This is a genomic window from Allobosea sp. P4_E12, assembly GCF_056401655.1.
In genome coordinates this window covers 63,953-81,097 of sequence record NZ_JBFUIY010000013.1, presented here as the reverse complement: position 1 = coordinate 81,097, position 17,145 = coordinate 63,953, and the positions used below count along the sequence as shown (strand labels likewise).

Annotated in this window: 10 protein-coding genes; 3 read left to right on the top strand and 7 right to left on the bottom strand. The window is 65.2% G+C overall.

The annotated features are described in order from the left end of the window. Positions 1-4 precede the first annotated feature (4 nt). Positions 5-2,164, top strand: a complete 2,160-nt coding sequence (gene mdoH, locus AC1DW9_RS18005) for a glucans biosynthesis glucosyltransferase MdoH (RefSeq protein WP_441505597.1) — start codon at positions 5-7, stop codon at positions 2,162-2,164. Between the two features lie 372 nt (positions 2,165-2,536). On the opposite strand, the gene AC1DW9_RS18000 is transcribed toward mdoH, so the two are convergent. The 5 genes from AC1DW9_RS18000 to AC1DW9_RS17980 form a co-directional block, all read right to left on the bottom strand. Beyond that, positions 2,537-3,652 (bottom strand): SGNH/GDSL hydrolase family protein, encoded by a 1,116-nt coding sequence (locus AC1DW9_RS18000; RefSeq protein WP_476775433.1) that lies wholly within the window; start codon positions 3,650-3,652, stop codon positions 2,537-2,539. A 16-nt stretch (positions 3,653-3,668) separates the two neighbouring features. After that, positions 3,669-4,797, bottom strand: a protein-coding gene (gene prfB / locus AC1DW9_RS17995) for a peptide chain release factor 2 (RefSeq protein WP_441489997.1) whose coding sequence is annotated in 2 segments (ribosomal slippage) — positions 3,669-4,727 and positions 4,729-4,797 — 1,128 coding nt in all. Because the reading frame shifts where the segments join, the coding sequence is not laid out codon by codon here. A gap of 120 nt (positions 4,798-4,917) precedes the next feature. Then, positions 4,918-5,430: a DUF1697 domain-containing protein gene (locus tag AC1DW9_RS17990; protein WP_441489996.1), complete on the bottom strand. Its 513-nt coding sequence runs from the start codon at positions 5,428-5,430 to the stop codon at positions 4,918-4,920. 120 nt (positions 5,431-5,550) lie between these two features. After that, a complete protein-coding gene (locus tag AC1DW9_RS17985) occupies positions 5,551-8,001 on the bottom strand; it encodes a penicillin-binding protein 1A (protein WP_441505390.1) in 2,451 nt (816 codons plus the stop codon). 203 nt (positions 8,002-8,204) lie between these two features. Next, positions 8,205-9,485, bottom strand: coding sequence for an N-acetylmuramoyl-L-alanine amidase (locus AC1DW9_RS17980; protein ID WP_441505389.1), 1,281 nt, complete (start codon positions 9,483-9,485; stop codon positions 8,205-8,207). Positions 9,486-10,100: 615 nt separating this feature from the next. Between AC1DW9_RS17980 and AC1DW9_RS17975 the strand changes: the two genes are divergently transcribed. Further along, entirely contained in the window at positions 10,101-12,848 is a 2,748-nt protein-coding gene (locus AC1DW9_RS17975) for an Rne/Rng family ribonuclease (RefSeq protein ID WP_441489993.1), read from the top strand. A gap of 58 nt (positions 12,849-12,906) precedes the next feature. Next, positions 12,907-13,272: a hypothetical protein gene (locus AC1DW9_RS17970; protein ID WP_441489992.1), complete on the top strand. Its 366-nt coding sequence runs from the start codon at positions 12,907-12,909 to the stop codon at positions 13,270-13,272. A gap of 4 nt (positions 13,273-13,276) precedes the next feature. Here AC1DW9_RS17970 and AC1DW9_RS17965 read toward each other — a convergent pair whose 3' ends face one another. Beyond that, a complete protein-coding gene (locus tag AC1DW9_RS17965) occupies positions 13,277-15,544 on the bottom strand; it encodes a mechanosensitive ion channel family protein (RefSeq protein WP_441505388.1) in 2,268 nt (755 codons plus the stop codon). A 91-nt stretch (positions 15,545-15,635) separates the two neighbouring features. Beyond that, a complete protein-coding gene (locus AC1DW9_RS17960) occupies positions 15,636-16,826 on the bottom strand; it encodes an aminotransferase class I/II-fold pyridoxal phosphate-dependent enzyme (RefSeq protein ID WP_441505387.1) in 1,191 nt (396 codons plus the stop codon). Positions 16,827-17,145: the final 319 nt, after the last annotated feature.

Sequence of the window (17,145 nt, the reverse complement as noted above, 5' to 3'; positions counted from 1 at the left end):
CGAGATGCCGCCGCGCGCGGTCGAAACCGCTCCCCGTCCGGGCTTGCCCCGTCCGGAGGCAGCGACCCCGCCTGAGAACCGGCTGGTGATGCCGGTCCAGTCCTTCCGCAGCTGGAAGGCCTCGGAACGCCGCAAGCCCGCCGCACCATTGGCCTGGACGACGCCGTGGCTGAAGCGCCTCTTCGTCTTCGGTGGCGGTCTCGCGCTCACCGCCTATGGCGCCTGGGAAATGTACCATGTCGTGTCGGTCAGCCGCACGACCTTCCTGCAGTACGTCTTGCTGCTGCTGTTCACGGTCAATTTCTCGTGGATCGCACTCGCCTTCACCAGCGCACTGATGGGGTTCTTCGGCCTGCTGTTTAGGACCGGCCGGACCGAACGGGCGGAATCCCTCCAGCATCGCACCGTCGTGGTGATGCCGATCTACAACGAGTCGACCGCGCGAACCTTCGCGGCGCTGGCCGCGATCCGGGAATCGGTAGAGGCCACGGGCCTCGGGGCGCATTTCGACTATTTCATCGTCTCGGACACGACCAATCCTGATGTCTGGATCGCCGAGGAGCGCGCCTTTCTCGCTCTGCGTGAACGGCTCGGCCCCGGCGCGCGCGTCTACTACCGGCACCGCCCGAAGAACCATCACCGCAAGGCCGGCAACATCGCCGATTTCGTCACCCGTTGGGGCGGTGACTACGAGCACATGGTCGTGCTCGACGCCGACAGCCTGATGACCGGCACCTGCATCGTGCGCCTCGCTGTCGCGATGGAGGCCGATCCCGACGCAGGAATCATCCAGTCGCTGCCGCTGATCATCAATCGCAACACCTTCTTCGCGCGGCTGCAGCAATTCGCGGCACGGGTCTACGGACCGGTGATCGCGACCGGCCTCGCCATGTGGTCGGGCCGCGACGGCAATTACTGGGGCCATAACGCGATCATTCGCACCAAGGCCTTCGCCGATCATTGCGGACTGCCCGATCTGAACGGCAAGCCGCCCTTCGGCGGACATGTCTTGAGCCATGACTTCGTCGAGGCCGCGCTGATGCGCCGCGCCGGCTGGTCGGTCTATATGCTTCCCGACCTGACGGGTTCGTATGAGGAGAGCCCGCCCTCCCTGATCGACATATCAGTGCGCGACCGCCGCTGGGCGCAGGGCAATCTCCAGCACTCGCGCATCATCGGCGCGAAGGGTTTCGTCTGGTCGACGCGCCAGCATTTCGCCACCGGCATCATGGGCTATCTCGCCTCGCCGTTCTGGTTGATGCAGCTCGTGGTCGGCATCCTGATCGTGCTGCAGGTCAATTACGCGCGCCCTGAATACTTCACCCAGGAGTTCACGCTCTTCCCGGTCTGGCCGCGCTTCGACCCCGAGCGCGCCTTGAACCTGTTCGCCCTCACCATGGCGATCCTGCTCGCACCAAAGCTCTTTGGGCTGCTGCTGACCCTGTTCGACGGCAAGCTGCGGCGCGCCTGCGGCGGTACCATCCGGCTGATTCTCTCGTCGCTGCTCGAGATCCTGTTCTCCGCCTTCTTCGCGCCGATCATGATGCTGATCCAATCGGGTTCGGTCTTCCAGATCCTGCTCGGACGCGACACGGGCTGGAACCCGCAGCGCCGCGACGACGGCTCGATTCCGTTGAAGGACATCATCCGGCGCCACCGAATGCACACCGCACTCGGCGCCATCGCCGGTATCTCGGCCTTCATGATCGCGACCTCGCTCTTCGCTTGGATGTCGCCGACGATCGTGGGTCTCGTGCTGGCCATTCCGCTGTCCTGGGCATCGGGCCAGCTCGCGCTCGGGCTCTGGCTGAAGCGGCACAAGCTCCTGGTGACGCCGGAGGAAGGCGACCCGCCGGCGATCGCGCTGCGTGCCAATGCGCTGCAGGAGGAATTCGCCAAGGCGGGCTTCGACGAAGCCGACGGCCTCAAGGCGCTGCATGCCGATCCGCGCCTGCGTGCCGAGCACGACATGATGCTCCCCGAGGGGCATCCGCGCCGCCGCGGTGAAGTCGAGCCCGAGCGCGCCGTCGCACAGGCAAAGCTGGTCGACGCGGAAACGATCGACGAGGCCGCGATCTGGCTGAAGCCGAGGGAACGTATGGTCGTGCTTCACGACCGCGCTCTGGTTGGCTTGCTGTCCTCGTTGCAGCCGTCGAAGGACTAGACGGGGAAGCTCGTCAGTTTCGGAGCGACGGCGGGGGACGGGAAACAGATCGCCGGTCGTCGTCTGCCCTGCATACCCGCGACGCTGCGCTTGAGCGTCAGCCATTCGCTACATGGCCGCCTTCTGAGCGCCCGGTCGCTTCGCAAGCGGCTGCGGCCTCAGAGCACGCTGCATTCAAACCAGCATCCCGGCCGGGCGGCTTCGGCGGCTCGGAGCTGTGGCCCATGCGGGAAGAGAGCCTTCACTGGCCCGGTCAGGGTTCCCTGGGCTTTCCGGTCGCCGGAAGATCCGCGGTTCCGCATCATCCCAGCCGAAATCACCAGCCTCGTGCCAACGCGCATTCGCCGTCTGGCGCTTAAGTCCTCGGGCTGCTCACTGCCTGGTGAGGACATCCTGGATCGCCCGAGCGGCGACGGCGTGGCCATTCTCGTTCCAGTGAGCATCCGCCGCGAACTCGAATCGCCGCTGGTTGCGAGCCCAGTCCTCGGCGAAGACGGGGTGCAGGTCGAGGAAGGCGATCCCCGCCCGTGATGCGGCCTCGGCGGCGATACGGTTGAGCTTCAGCGCCGGGCTGTCGGGGCGGCCGGCGTAGATCGCGCTGCGATCGCCATCCATGGCCACCAGCAACTGGGCGCCGATACTGCGGGCCTGCGCCGCAAGGCGGACCATCATGTAATCCGTCGCGGCGCGGATATCGGCCTCGCGACTCAGCACCGACGCGACATCGATATTGGCCGCAAAGCGCGTATCCTCGGCCTGGGCCGGCCCGAGGAACGCATCCAGCAGAGCCTGCGGGCGCACCTGCCAGCGATAGAGGAAATAGCGCGCCGTCGCGGTCTGCCTGAGCCACTCCACGGCGCGGGGACGCCAGGGCTCAGGCGCGATCTCGCCTAGAACCTTGCCGCCCTCGACACGCAGCTTCAGGAAGCTCGACGTATACCGGCCCGGCGTGAAGACAAAGCTCTCGTCGAAGTCGTTATGGACCAGCAGCACGACGATCTGGTCCGGCCTCGCCGCCAGCACCTCACGGTCGATCATCTGGATATATTGGCTGAAGGGTGCCCCGGCGATGGCGTAGCGGTAGACCTCGACGGGGCCCGCGCTGGCAAAGCCACCCTGAATCACGTCGGCGACGCTGCGCCCGACCGGAACCTGCAGGGCCTCGACGAAGCTGTCGCCGACAAAGGCGACCCGTCGACGCCCGGGAATGCGCTCGGCCGGATAATCCGGCAAGGGCGAATTCCACCCCTTGGCGTTGATCGAGAATGGCGCCGCGATCTCGTCGCGCACGCGCCAGACGCCGGTCTGGTTCGGAGCATAGCGCACGAGTTCATTGGCGAAGTCGTTGCGCGGCACGTCGCTGCCCGGCAGCACGAAGCGAAACAGAACAAGCTCGCAAAACGCGAGAAACACCAGCAGGCTGGCCAGCGACACGCCAAGATTGATCAGGCCGTTGCGCAGGCGGGAGCGAGGTTTCTCCACCGTCATGCTCCCGCTCATTGCTCTAGTCGATATCCTCGACTTCGACCTCGGTGCCATAGACGCGCTGCGCGAGCGACGCCTCCATGAACGGGTCAAGATCACCGTCGAGCACGTCCGACGGCGCCGTCGAGCTCACTCCGGTGCGCAGGTCCTTCACCAGCTGATAGGGCTGCAGCACATAGGAGCGAATCTGGTGGCCCCAGCCGATATCGGTCTTGGAGGCCGCCTCGGCATTCGCCTTTTCCTCGCGCTTCTTCAGCTCGACCTCGTAGAGGCGGGCGCGCAGCATGTCCCACGCCTTGGCGCGGTTCTTGTGCTGTGAACGCTCCTGCTGGCAGGTGACCGCAATCCCCGTCGGGATATGCGTGATGCGCACCGCCGAATCGGTCGTGTTGATGTGCTGCCCGCCGGCGCCCTGGGCGCGGTAGGTGTCAATCCGGCAATCCGATTCCTTGACGTCGATGACGATCCGGTCGTCGACGACGGGATAGACCCAGACGGATGCGAAGCTGGTCTGCCGGCGGGCGTTCGAATCGAATGGCGAGATGCGCACGAGCCGGTGCACGCCCGATTCGGTCTTCAGCCAGCCATAGGCATTGTGGCCCTTGAACTGCAGCGTCGCCGACTTGATGCCGGCCTGATCGCCATCCTGATAGTCGAGCATCTCGACCTTGAACTTCCGCCGCTCGCCCCAGCGCCGGTACATGCGCAGCAGCATCTCGGCCCAGTCCTGGCTTTCGGTACCGCCGGCGCCAGGATGGATTTCGACATAGGTATCGAGCATGTCGGCCTCTCCGGAGAGCAGTGTCTCGACCTGCCGGCGTGCCGCTTCCTGCTCGACAGCCTTGATCGCGACTTCGCCTTCCGTGATGGAGGCGGCATCACTCTCCATCTCGCCCAGCTCGATCAGCGTCAGGGCATCGTCGAGATCGCGCTCGAGCTTCAGGATGCCGTTGATCTGGTCTTCGAGCGAGGTCCGCTCGCGCATGAGCTTTTGTGCCTGCTCGGCATCGTCCCAGAAGGTGGGGCCTTCGGAAAGTGCGTTCAGCTCCGCGAGGCGTCGTTGTGCGACATCCCAGTCAAAGATGCCTCCTCAGCAGTCCAATCGACTGCTTGGCGTTATCAAGTTGGGTCTGAACTTCAGGACGCATGATGCCAGCAGAACTTTCCTTGATGGGATTCGATCCGGCATGCCGGACGGAGCTGTTCAGATAGGGGCGAAAGGCGCGGGTGTAAACGGCACAGAATGTTTTCCAGCCTCCGCGAGGCCATCAGAGAGGTGCAGTCATCTCCACGAGCTTCGCCACCGTGTTCATGTTGCGCGCCGTGCCGGGGTCGCAGGCCGGAATGCGCAAGCGTGAATCCGCCATCCCGTCGCCATAAAAGATATAGACTTCGCGCTGGGCGAGATGCACCAGCTCACCCCGGATACCGCGGGCATGGTCCAGGGTGTCAGCGGGAAGCGGCTCGTCGACGAAGATCGCCACCGTGCGGTTACCAGGCTTGTCCGAAAAGGGATTGCGCGCCAGCACCCCGGACATCTCGGCGGCAGATCTGACCAGCACACCGACTGGCTTTCCCGCATGGGTCCGGAGTTTGTCCTCGAGCACCGACTTGATCTGCGCTTCGTCCGCATCGCTCGTGAACACCACATTGCCGCTGGCGATATAGGTGCGCACCTGGCTAAGGCCAGCTTCCTCGCACATCGCCTTCAAAGTGGTCATCGGGAGTTTTCCCGTTCCCCCGACATTAACCGCGCGCAACAGGGCTATATAGGCCGTCATGGCGTCTCGCCGCATGCAGAGTTCGGCCCAATGCCGGCGCCCTCGCCGGCCGGGATACAGAACGCCGGCGCGAGACACGGGGCCGATCTGGCCTTCGCTCCCACGCCGGCGATAACGGATCTAGTACAGGCCGCCGGTGCCGGACCCGACGCTGCGCCCGCCGCCGGGAGAGACGTTGAACGGCGCGCCGCCACCCTCACCCGCAGCACCGATGACCGAGTAGCTGTCGGGCGGAGCGGTACCCGGCTTGAAGGCTTCGAGAATGCCGCCTTCGCCACCGGCACGCATGCCGCTGCGCGGATCGACGCGGATCAACTTGATGCCGGCCGGCACGCGGAACGGCGTCGCCGGCTTGTCCTTCAGCGCAGCCATCATGAAGTCGCGGAAGATCGGAGCGGCATATTGGCCGGCCGTCGCCGAGTTGCCCAGCGACTTCGGCTTGTCGAAGCCCATATAGACGCCGACCGCGAGATCCGGCGAGAAGCCGACGAACCAGACGTCCTTGGCCTCGTTGGTCGTGCCGGTCTTGCCCGCGAGTGGCTTGCCGACCGACTTGACCACCTGCGCCGTGCCGTTCTGCACCACGCCTTCGAGCAGTGAAACCATCTGGTAGGCCGTCAGCGGATCGAGCACCTGGTCGCGATTGTCGATCAGGCGCGGCTCCTTCTGGCTCGCCCATTTGTCAGCATTGCAGCCTTCGCAGACGCGCTGATCGTGACGATAGATCGTGCCACCAAAGCGATCCTGGATGCGGTCGATCAAGGTCGGACGAATGCGCTTGCCGCCGTTGACCAACATCGAATAGGCCGCCGTCATGCGCATTACGGTGGTTTCACCGGCGCCGAGCGACATCGAGAGCACCGGCAGCATGTCGTCATAGATGCCGAAGCGACGGGCATATTCCGCGATCAGCGGCATTCCGACATCCTTGGCAAGGCGGACCGTCATCAGGTTCTTGGAGAACTGGATGCCGTAGCGCAGGGTGCGTGGCCCGGTCGACTTGCCATCATAGTTCTCAGGCCGCCAGACACCGAGGCCGCCGCCCTGATCGACCTCGATCGGCGCGTCGAGCACGATGCTCGACGGCGTATAGCCGTTGTCGAGCGCAGTGGCGTAGACGAAAGGCTTGAAGGACGAGCCCGGCTGGCGCAGCGCCTGCGTCGCGCGGTTGAACTCCGACTGGTCATGCGAGAAGCCGCCGACCATGGCCAGCACGCGGCCGGAATACGGATCCATCACGGTGATGGCACCGTTGACCTCGGGCATCTGGCGCAGGCGGACCTGGCCGGGCCTGCTGTCAATCGGCTCGACATAGACGACATCGCCGACCGAGACGGCCTGGGCGACGCGGGCGCGTCGGGTCCAGCGGATGCCGTCACCCGTCAGCGTCACGGTATCGCGCTCGGTCCGGAGATGACCGGAATTCTCGCGTCCCGGATGCAGGCCGAGTCGCGCGCTGTCGCCACTGACATCGAGCACGACGGCAAGGCGCCAGGGCGCCACGTCGCCGAGCACCGGCAAGTCGCCGAGCGCAATGCCCCAGTCGCGCGCGCTGATGTCGAGCTTCTGGATGGCACCGCGCCAGCCGCGCGCCTCGTCGAAGCGCACGAGCCCGTCGACCAGCGACTTACGGGCAAGCAGCTGCATCTTGGGATCGACGGTGGCGCGCACGGAAAGGCCGCCCTCGAGCAGCTTCTTCTCGCCGTAGCGATCCTGCAGTTCGCGACGAATCTCTTCGGCAAAATAGCCGGCCGCGATGTTGTTGGGTGAAATCGTACGCGGGTTGACGCCGAGCTGCTGCTTCTTGGCGGCCTCGGCCTCCTCGCGCTTGACCACACCGTTCTCCGCCATGCGATCGAGCACGTAGTTGCGACGCTCGATCGCCCGTTCGCGATTGCGGAAGGGGTGAAGGTCGGTCGGAGCCTTGGGCAGAGCCGCGAGATAGGCGACCTCCTGCAGGTTCAGCTCATGCACCGACTTGCCGAAATAATTCAGTGCGGCAGCGGCAACGCCGTAGCTGCCCTGCCCTGGTGCCGGAGCTCCGAGATAGATCTCGTTCAGGTAGAGCTCGAGGATCTTGTCCTTGGAATAGGTCCCCTCGATGCGCAGCGCGATCAGCGCCTCGCGAATCTTGCGCTCCAGCGACTGCTCCGAGCCGACGAGGAAGTTCTTCGCAACCTGCTGGGTAATGGTCGAGGCGCCCTGCGGCCGGCGACCGGACGCGCGGTTGCGAAAATTCGTGATCGCCGCGCGGACAAGCCCCTCAGGGTCGACACCCATATGCTTGTAGAAATTCTTGTCCTCAGCCGAGAGATAGGCGTCGACGACCAGCTTGGGAATCGCCTGGATCGGCAGATAGAGGCGGCGCTCGCGGGCGAATTCGGCGATCAGGCTGCCGTCACCGGCATGCACACGACTCATCACCGGCGGCTCATAGTTCCGCAGCTGCGCCGAGTCGGGCAGATCCTTCGAATAATGCCAGATGAACCCGCCGGCCACGACCGCGCCGATGACGAATACGATCGTGCCCGCAGCGAATAGCCACCCGAAGAGTCGCAGAATAAACCGCATCTAAGGCCCATGCCCCTGATTGCTGTGCAGTGACCGGTCTCGCCGGGTTCGCCGCAACAGAGCCGATCTCGTGCAAGAAACGGCTGCCACCGTCTCGCTCCCAGCTCTCGTCCTCGTCGCTTCCAAATCAGGTCTATAACACGGCTGAGATGGCGGAACCGTGGCCTAACGACCACAATCTTCGCCAACCGCATCAACAGGTCTCAACGTTGGTTCGCGGCAGCTTTTCCAGCCGAAAGCGTACTGGTGAAATAGCCATCGATCGCGTTGTGGACCGCCCCGACTGCCTGCGCTCGCCAGGATGGCGAATTCAGCAACTCCGCATCCTTGGGGCTCGACATATAGCCGAGCTCGATCAGTACGGAGGGAACATCCGGCGCGGTCAGGACACGAAATCCTGCGGAACGCAAGGGTACCTTGTGCAGCTTGACCGAACCGCCGAGCTTCTCGACCAGATTTCGCGCGAAGACCGAAGAGAATGTCCGGGTTTCCCGCTTGGCGAGATCCATCAGGATGCCCGCGACGTCCTGCACGTCCTCGGCCGCGTCGAGGCCCGCGACGGCATCCGCCTGGTTTTCCTTGGCGGCGAGCCGGGCCGATTCGGCGTCGGTGGCGCGCTCCGAGCCGGTATAGATCGTTGCGCCGCGCACATCCTGCGCCTGCGTCAGCGAATCGGCATGGATCGAGATGAAGAGATCGGCGCCGGCGGCGCGGGCGATCTTCACGCGCTGCCCCAATGGTACGAAGGTATCGTCATCGCGCGTCATCATCACCCGATAGCGGCCGCCGGCTTCGAGTTGCTCCTTCAGAGCCAGCCCGAAGGCGAGGACGACGGATTTCTCGGCGATCGAGGCAACCACGGCACCGGGATCGATCCCACCATGTCCGGGGTCGATCACCACGAGTTGGCGTGTCTCGCCGTGCGGCTTGGGCACTTGAGACGCCGGCCCCTCCTGCGACTGCGGAGCCGGGCGCACCGAAGCTGCCTGGAACTCGGCCCGGCTTGCGCGCTTCAACTCCACGACCAGCTCGCCGAATCCGCCGCGCACCTTGCGGACCTCGGCCTTCGCGACCACGGCTGGCTGAGCGAGATCCAGAATGATGCGGGAACGATCGGCCGTGAACATCCCGAAACGGAAGGCGCTGACGAAGCCGGCACTCTTGCGCGCCGTATTCGGCTGAACCTGGAAATTGACCGATGGCAGGTCGATCACCGCCCGATCGGGCGCGGCCATCACCGAGGCGCTGATCTCGACGGGACGCGAGAGCGCCATGGTGAGCCTGACGACCTCACCGGCCTGCTCGATCCTGGCATCGGTCGCGACTGGAAACTCGTTTGCAGGCCTGGGCGCAGGATTGGCGTTTACCGGCGCGCATGGCGCTAGAATCAACCAGGACCCGAGCATCAGACGGACCACGCCTGAAACCGTCAGCCGGTTCAGGCCAGCGCTGTGGGAATGGAACGTCAGGCGAATGGATCCCATTGGCGTCACCAAGGCTTAACCATAGCGACGCAGAAGCTTAACAGCCGGTTACCACGCAATTGTGATGGCGAGAACCGCCCCGGCGCCACCGCCATGATGTTGCCCAAGCGATGTGACTTGCAAATCACTGTCACCTGTCTGTAATGGGGGTGGTTGCATTGCAAAGCCACCCGTAGCGCGCATCCGGATTCGAGGATCCGTTGGCGTCCGGGACACGGCGAAGCGACAGGCCCTTACAGGACTTGTCGCGGCAGGGCAGCCGCCAACGGATCGTCCGCGGACGGCCTGCGTCAGGCATGAGGTTCGACGCATGGCAGTCTTTCGCGAGCGTGCAAACGCGGTGCAATCGTCTTCGACGCACGCACTGCAGGTTAGGTCAGATGTCGGGGCATACGACGCCGCTTAGCTCATCGGTGCATCGTCCATACCTTCGGGACTGCGGCGGGCTTTTTGCCCGGGCAGGCTTCCCGATCCGCCATCGCGTCCTGATCCCTCACTCCCTCCTGCAACATGCCGGTTCATGCCGGCTCATGCGCGGCGCCCCTGCCCGCGGCAGCGGATATCCTTCCGCAGCCCGGCGGGTCCTGTCGGCGGCTGCGCCAATGGAAATCTCTTATGGCCAACAAGATGCTTATCGACGCAACACACCCGGAAGAGACCCGGGTCGTGGTGGTGCGCGGCTCGCGCGTCGAGGAATTTGATTTCGAATCTGCCAGCCGCAAGCCGCTGCGGGGCAATATCTATCTGGCGAAGGTGACGCGGGTCGAACCTTCGCTCCAGGCCGCATTCGTCGAATATGGCGGCAACCGTCACGGGTTCCTCGCCTTCTCCGAAATCCATCCGGACTACTACCAGATTCCGGTGGCCGACCGGCAGGCCCTGCTCGCCGAGGAAGCACGCGCCGACCGCGAGGAAGAGCGCGACGAGGAACGCCGCGAGAAGCGCGGCCGCCGCGACCGCGGCCGGCGTGACCGCGACGGACGCGCCAAGAAGGCGAGCAACGACGAGACCGTCAGCGCCGATGTCGTCGAGACCGACGGCAAGGAAGCCGCCATGGTCAACGAAGGCGCGCCCGCCTTCGGCGAGTATTTTGCACCGGAGGTCGCAGAATCGAGTGACGAGACCGTCGTCGAGAACGCTGCGCCGCTGACCTTCGAGACCGTGATCGAAGCCTCTGCAGAAGTCGGCGAGGCGTCCGCTGACAACGAGGAAGCGCGCCGTCCGTCCGAGAATGACGAGGACGAGAACGGCGAAGACAGCGACGACCATGGCCACGACGAGCCGCAGGAAGAGCCGGAGCAGCTCGGCGGCGGCGACGCCCTGGACGATATGCCGGAGCGCCCGCGCCACTCGCGCCGCCAGTACAAGATCCAGGAGGTGATCAAGCGCCGCCAGATCATCCTGGTCCAGGTCGTCAAGGAAGAGCGCGGCAACAAGGGCGCGGCGCTCACCACCTATCTCTCGCTCGCCGGCCGCTATTCGGTGCTGATGCCGAACACCGGCAAGGGCGGCGGCATCTCGCGCAAGATCACCAATGCCGAGGACCGCAAGCGCCTCAAGGAAATCGCCCAGGAACTGGAGGTGCCGGAAGGGATGGGCATCATCCTGCGCACGGCCGGCGCCTCCCGCACCAAGGTCGAGATCAAGCGCGACTACGAGTATCTGATGCGGATGTGGGAGAGCGTGCGCGAACTCACGCTCGGCTCCGTCGCGCCGGCGCTCGTCTATGAGGAAGGAAACCTCGTCAAGCGCTCGATCCGCGATCTCTACAACAAGGACATCGACGAGGTTCATGTCGCCGGCGAGGAGGCCTACCGCGAGGCCAAGGACTTCATGCGCATGCTCATGCCGAGCCATGCCAAGAGCGTGAAGGCCTATCGCGACCAGACCCCGCTCTTCGCCTCGTTCGGCGTCGAGAGCCAGCTCGACGCAATGTTCTCGAACACCGTCACGCTGAAGTCCGGCGGCTATATCGTCATCAACCAGACCGAAGCTCTGGTCGCGATCGATATCAACTCGGGCCGCTCGACCCGCGAACACAATATCGAGGACACGGCTCTCAAGACCAATCTCGAAGCGGCGGAGGAAATCTCCCGCCAGCTCAGGCTGCGCGATCTTGCAGGTCTCATCGTGATCGATTTCATCGACATGGAGGAGAATCGCAACAACCGCGCCGTCGAGAAGAAGCTCAAGGACTGCCTCAAGAACGACCGTGCGCGCATCCAGGTCGGCCGGATTTCGGCCTTCGGCCTGCTGGAGATGTCGCGTCAGCGCATCCGCACCGGCGTCCTCGAGAGCTCCTCGGTCCCCTGCCCGCACTGCGCGGGTGCCGGCATGATCCGCTCGACCTCCTCGGTGGCGCTGCAGATCCTGCGCGCGCTGGAAGAGACCCTGATCAAGAGCGCCTCGCACAATCTTTCGGTCCGGACGCGGCCTGAAGTGGCGCTCTATGTCCTCAACCAGAAGCGCGCGCATCTCACCGACCTCGAGACACGCTTCGCCATCGCGATCACGGTCTCGGCCGACGCGACCCTGCTCGGCACCCGCTATTTCGAGGTCGAGCGCGGCGAGTTCGTCGGCAATGAAGGCCGCGTCGTTCCGAGCCCCTTCAAGGCCGAGGCGATCGCGCATGTCGATGACGATGCGCTCGATGCAGCGGCCGAGGCGGAGGCCGCCGGAGGAAGCGAAGACGAGCAGGAAGACGCTACCCAGGCAGACGCCGTTGCGGAACGCGGCGATGGCGAAGCCCGTGGGGACGGCGGACGCAAGCGCCGCCGCCGTCGTCGGCGCCGGCGTGGTGGCGAGCGCGATGCGAACGGCCAGCAGATCGAGGGCGGCAGCGACGCCGAAGGCGATGAAGGCGACGAGGATGGCGACGAGCACGCCGACAGCCCCGCTGTCGCGGAAGCCACCCCGGCTCCCGTAGCCGAGCCAGCCGAAGCGCCTGTCGCCGAGGTTGCAGCCGAAGCCGTCGAGGAGGCCAAGCCGCGCCGCGCCCGCCGCAGCACGCGCAAGATCAAGGCCGAAACCGAGCAAGAGGCAGCCCCCGAAGCGGCGAAGGCAGCCGAGGGCGTGACGGAGACCGTCGCCGCCGAGGCCGCACCGGCCGAGAAGCCGAAGCGTAGTCGGGCACGCAAGAAGGTCGTACCGATCACCGAGGACGGCGTCGCCGCCGAGGCTCCCGCCCCCGCAGTCGAAGCTCCGGCTGCTCCGGTCGAGACGCCGATCACCTCCGAAGCTGAGCCCGCTCCCGAACCTGCCCCGCGTGTCGTCGAGGAACCCGTCGCGGTCGTCCTGACCCCGCCGGATCCGGACCGGCCGAAGCGCGGCGGCTGGTGGAACAAGCTCGCCGGACGCAAGTAAGACTTCCGGCCGCTGCGATCACTCGCAGCGGCCTTCTTCGTTAAGGGGGTGACCGTCGATGCCGCCGCCGAGAAGCTTTGAGCGACTGGCGCTCGTCGTCGTCTGCATCGCGGCGCTGCTCGGTCTCGCCTGGCTGGCTTTGCAGGCGATCGGCTGGTTCGGCGTCGGCTTGCTCGGCCTCTTCATCGCCTTCGTGGCGATCCGCTTCGAGCTCGAGGAAAACCGGCCCGTCGGCCACCAGATGACGCCGGATCTCTATGCCAGCCAATTCCACAAGCATGGCCGTGAGCATGAGGCAGAGCGAGCGGGCTTTCGCACCCAACTCGTCGCCCAGATTTCTGCCGCCCGCCTCGGACTCGGGCTTGGCCTCCTGCTGACAGCCATTGGCTTCGGCTTCTTCTTCATCCTCGAAGCCAGTCGTTGAGACCCTACCCGGCCGAAGGCGCCAGCGGCGTCGGCGGCTGGATGGTCGTGATCGATGCGGCGGCCCCGGCAGAGGCCTGCCCTTCACCGCCCCTGACGGTCACGGCGTTCGAGGCAAAGGCTACGCCGGCATCGTTGAGCGCCTGATACATCCGCTTCAGCGCCTCACGCTGGAGCGCACCGGCCTGAGCCGGCTTGGCGGTGAATTTCAGCCGGATGACGATCGCAGTGTCGGCAATCTCGGCCACACCCTGCATCTTGAGCTGCGCGATGAAGTGAGGTCCGAATTCCGGGTCCTCCAGCAACGCGAGGCCGATCTTCTTGATTGTCTTGCGCGCCTTCTCGATATCGGCGGAGCGGTCGAGCCGGACGTTGAACTTCACCGTTGCCCAGTCGCGGCTGGCATTGGTCAGGGACGGGATCTGGCCGAAGGGCACTGTATGGATCTGTCCGCTCTGATGGCGCAGTTGTACCGAGCGTAGCGAAATCTTCTCGACCGTGCCCTTGAGCCGCCCCGTATCGACGTATTCGCCGACGCGGAAGGCATCCTCGACCATGAAGAAGAAGCCGGAGACGATATCGCGCACGAGCGCTTGCGAACCGAAGGACACGGCGAGGCCCAGGATGCCGAAGCCGGCCAAGAGGGGCCCGATATCGACACCCAGCCGTGATAGCACGACAAGGCTGGTCAGGCCGATCACGGCCCCGAGCACGACACCGCGCAGCACCGGGAGCACCGTGCCGAGCCTGGACGGGACATGGTCGTCTGGGGGAGCTTCCTCGTCTGTCGGCCCTGCATGCACGGCACGCGGCGTATAGGCATCGAAGAAGGCACGCAGGAAGGTCAGCGCGATCCATCCCATGAAGGCCAGGGAGGCGACACTGAGGAGGCGTTGACCGAACGACACGGTATCGGGCGCATCGGCGTCCATGACGAAACCGCTCCAGAGCCGGACCAGCAAATAGAGGGCGCAGAGCCAGACGAAGCCCACCACGCTCGATTGCAAGGTCCTGCCCATTGCACTCGAGAGTGGGGTCTGCTCGCGCTCCACGGAGCGACAGTTCAGCCACGAGCGGATCAGCGCCCCAAGCCCCGACGCCACGATCGGAGCAAGCACGACGATGAACTGCGTGGTCCCCGCCTTGACGCCCCAGTGCGCGCCATCAGGCATGACAGCGGCGCTGCGGCCCACGGCCCAGATCAACACGGCGCTCGCCATCAAGAGCCAGGGCGTCGCCGCAGCAACCAAGCGGCGCAAGCCGCTTGCCGAGGGGCCGGGCTGCGCCAGGCTGACAAGGTCATGCCGTGCGTACCAGAACCACCAGACCTTGTAGGCCGTCAGCAGCAGCGAGGACACCGCGAACCATCCGGCAATCGAGGCAGGATCCGACGCCGAGCCTTCGCCGAGCGCGTTCACGACCAGAACGATATGCCCGAAGAAGGCATAGATCATGATCAGCCCGAAATGCCGTTCGGCACGCGGCAGAGGCAGGATGCGCCGCGCCGGGTTCCCCGGGGAAAGCAGGAACCGCCCGGCCATCGCGAACGACCACAACATCCCCAGTCCGTAGAGTTCGGCCGTGGCGATGTGTTGCGCGAAATCGAGCTGCGGCAGAAGCCACCGCACCAGGGTTCGCCCGGCGAGCCATAGGGCCACGAGCGCGGCGAAATCGTGCGCAAAGCCGATCGAGGAGGCAACGAACCGTTCGAAGAGCGTGTCGTCCCGCGGCACCAGGCGCTTGGCGATCAAGCCGCGCGTCATTTTCCAGAGGATGACGGCGAAAGCCGTGGCGGCAAACAGGACGAGCAGGACGCGGGCCCCCGCCGACATTCCCGTGGCGCCATTCTGATTGGCGGCCCAGGCGCGAGCCCAGTCGCTCGGTATGCGCGTCGCGGACGGGATCGAGGCGTTGCCATAGTCGAACCCTTCGACGAAATGGTTGGCAACCTCCTCCAGCCGCGTTTCGGCAACCGCAACGCGCGTTTCCGCAGGCGCGGGCTTGACAGGTGTGGCCGCTGCCGCCGGTGCAGTTGCGACGGCCTCGCCGGGGCCAGCCATGCGGAGAATGACCTTGCGCCCCCCCGCCTCCAGCGTCGTGATGGTCTTGCGCAGCGCGTCGGGCGCCTCGTCCCCGCGCAGGATCAGGGTCACGCTGTTGTCACCGGACGCCTGGGCGAACGCTGCGGATCCCGATCCGATGAGCAGAAAGGCAAGGAGGACCAGCGCCGCCGGGAGGGCATGACCGCGCGAAGACGCAAAGAAAGCTCGCATCAAAACCGGTTCCCCCTTGTCTGCTCTCCTATGACTTGGACGGGAATACATCCATTTGGCAAGCATTCCGCGCTGGCATCGTTACAGGCTCTCAGCGCCGTTTCAGCCACATGCCCAAGCGCGAGACCGCGTCCTCGCATTCAGCCAGCGAACCGGCGAAGGAAAGTCGCACCGTGCGTGCGCCACGCCCCCCGTCGAAATCGAGGCCGGGGGTGATCGCGACATGAGCCTGTTCGAGCACATCGCGGCAGAAGGCCATGGAATCGTTCGAATATCGTCCGATGTCGAGATAGATGTAGAAGGCCCCGTCGACAGGCAGGAAATCGCCCAGGCCGATTTCAGGCAAAGCCTTCAGCAAATAGGCGCGGTTGGCGGCATAGCCGGCCTTGATTGCCTCGCACTCGGCAGTCGCATCGAAGGCCGCCTCACCCGCCACCTGGCTGAGATACGGCACCGAGATCGAGAAATTCTGCTGCAACCGCTCGATCGTGCGCACCATGCGCTGCGGCACCACGAGCCAACCGACGCGCCAGCCCGTCATGCAGTAATATTTCGAGAACGAATTGACGATGATCGCGTCCTGATCGGCGCTCAGCGCCGTCGTCGCGGGCGTCTCATAGGTCAAGCCGTGATAGATTTCGTCGGAAATGTACCACAACCCAAGCCGGCGGCATTCAGCGGCGACGGCAGCGATCGCGTCTGGTGCCATCACCACGCCGGTCGGATTGGCGGGGCTCATGGTCAGGACGCCCGCGAGCGGGCGCTCGGCGTGACCTTTCGCAATCAGGTCCGGGGTCAGCGCGTAGCGGGTCTCCGGGCCAACCTCGATCGCGACCGGTTCCAGCCCCAACGCGGTCAGGATGTTGCGATAGGCCGGATAGCCCGGCGCCGTGATCGCGACGCGTGCGCCCGGCTGGAAACAGGCGAGGAATGCGAGAATGAAGCCACCCGACGAACCGGTGGTCACGATGACACGATCGGCCGGAATGCTGACGCCATAGGCGTCCTGATAGTGGCGCGCGATACGCGCCCTGAGAGAGTCGGTGCCGAGCGCCTGCGTATAGCCGATGCGACCATGCTCGAGCGCGCGCGCCGCTGCAGCGCGGATGCTGGCCGGTGTCGGCGCGGAAGGCTGCCCGACCTCCATATGCACGACCGAACCACCGGCCCGCTCGATCGCTGCGGCCTGGTTCATCACGTCCATGACGATGAAGGGTGCGACCTCGGCCGCACGAGCGGAGAGCGCGGGCGGCGTCGCTAGGCGGTGAACATCGGTTGTCATGCAGATCTCGCGTCGGGAACCGGCGGAGCCCCGCCCGCCACTTGAAGCAGTGCCCTAGAGCATCAGGAGGGAGCGTGGGAAGCCGTTTGTGGCACAGACGACGACCGGGGGCCTCCTTCGAGAGGCCGGCTTGCGCCTGCCCCGTCTCCAACTCGGCGACAGGAGGTGACCGACCATCGCATTCGCAATGGTGTTGAGCGACGCTGCGCACAGGTCAGGTCATGCTCCCGCCGCAACCGCTGGCAAAGCTGTGAATTGACGCTGCCCGCGCGAGAGCGGAGAAGGGGCGCAAGATGACCGGTTCAACGCTTGCCGTGGC

Excerpts from the sequence above, each read along its gene's own strand:
- AC1DW9_RS18000 (WP_476775433.1), bottom strand. The coding sequence starts at position 3,652 with ATGACGGTGGAGAAACCTCGCTCCCGCCTGCGCAACGGCCTGATCAAT.
- AC1DW9_RS17990 (WP_441489996.1), bottom strand. The coding sequence starts at position 5,430 with ATGACGGCCTATATAGCCCTGTTGCGCGCGGTTAATGTCGGGGGAACG.
- AC1DW9_RS17970 (WP_441489992.1), top strand. The coding sequence starts at position 12,907 with ATGCCGCCGCCGAGAAGCTTTGAGCGACTGGCGCTCGTCGTCGTCTGC.
- AC1DW9_RS17980 (WP_441505389.1), bottom strand. The coding sequence starts at position 9,485 with ATGGGATCCATTCGCCTGACGTTCCATTCCCACAGCGCTGGCCTGAAC.
- AC1DW9_RS17965 (WP_441505388.1), bottom strand. The coding sequence starts at position 15,544 with ATGCGAGCTTTCTTTGCGTCTTCGCGCGGTCATGCCCTCCCGGCGGCG.
- mdoH (WP_441505597.1), top strand. The coding sequence starts at position 5 with ATGCCGCCGCGCGCGGTCGAAACCGCTCCCCGTCCGGGCTTGCCCCGT.
- AC1DW9_RS17985 (WP_441505390.1), bottom strand. The coding sequence starts at position 8,001 with ATGCGGTTTATTCTGCGACTCTTCGGGTGGCTATTCGCTGCGGGCACG.
- AC1DW9_RS17960 (WP_441505387.1), bottom strand. The coding sequence starts at position 16,826 with ATGACAACCGATGTTCACCGCCTAGCGACGCCGCCCGCGCTCTCCGCT.
- AC1DW9_RS17975 (WP_441489993.1), top strand. The coding sequence starts at position 10,101 with ATGGCCAACAAGATGCTTATCGACGCAACACACCCGGAAGAGACCCGG.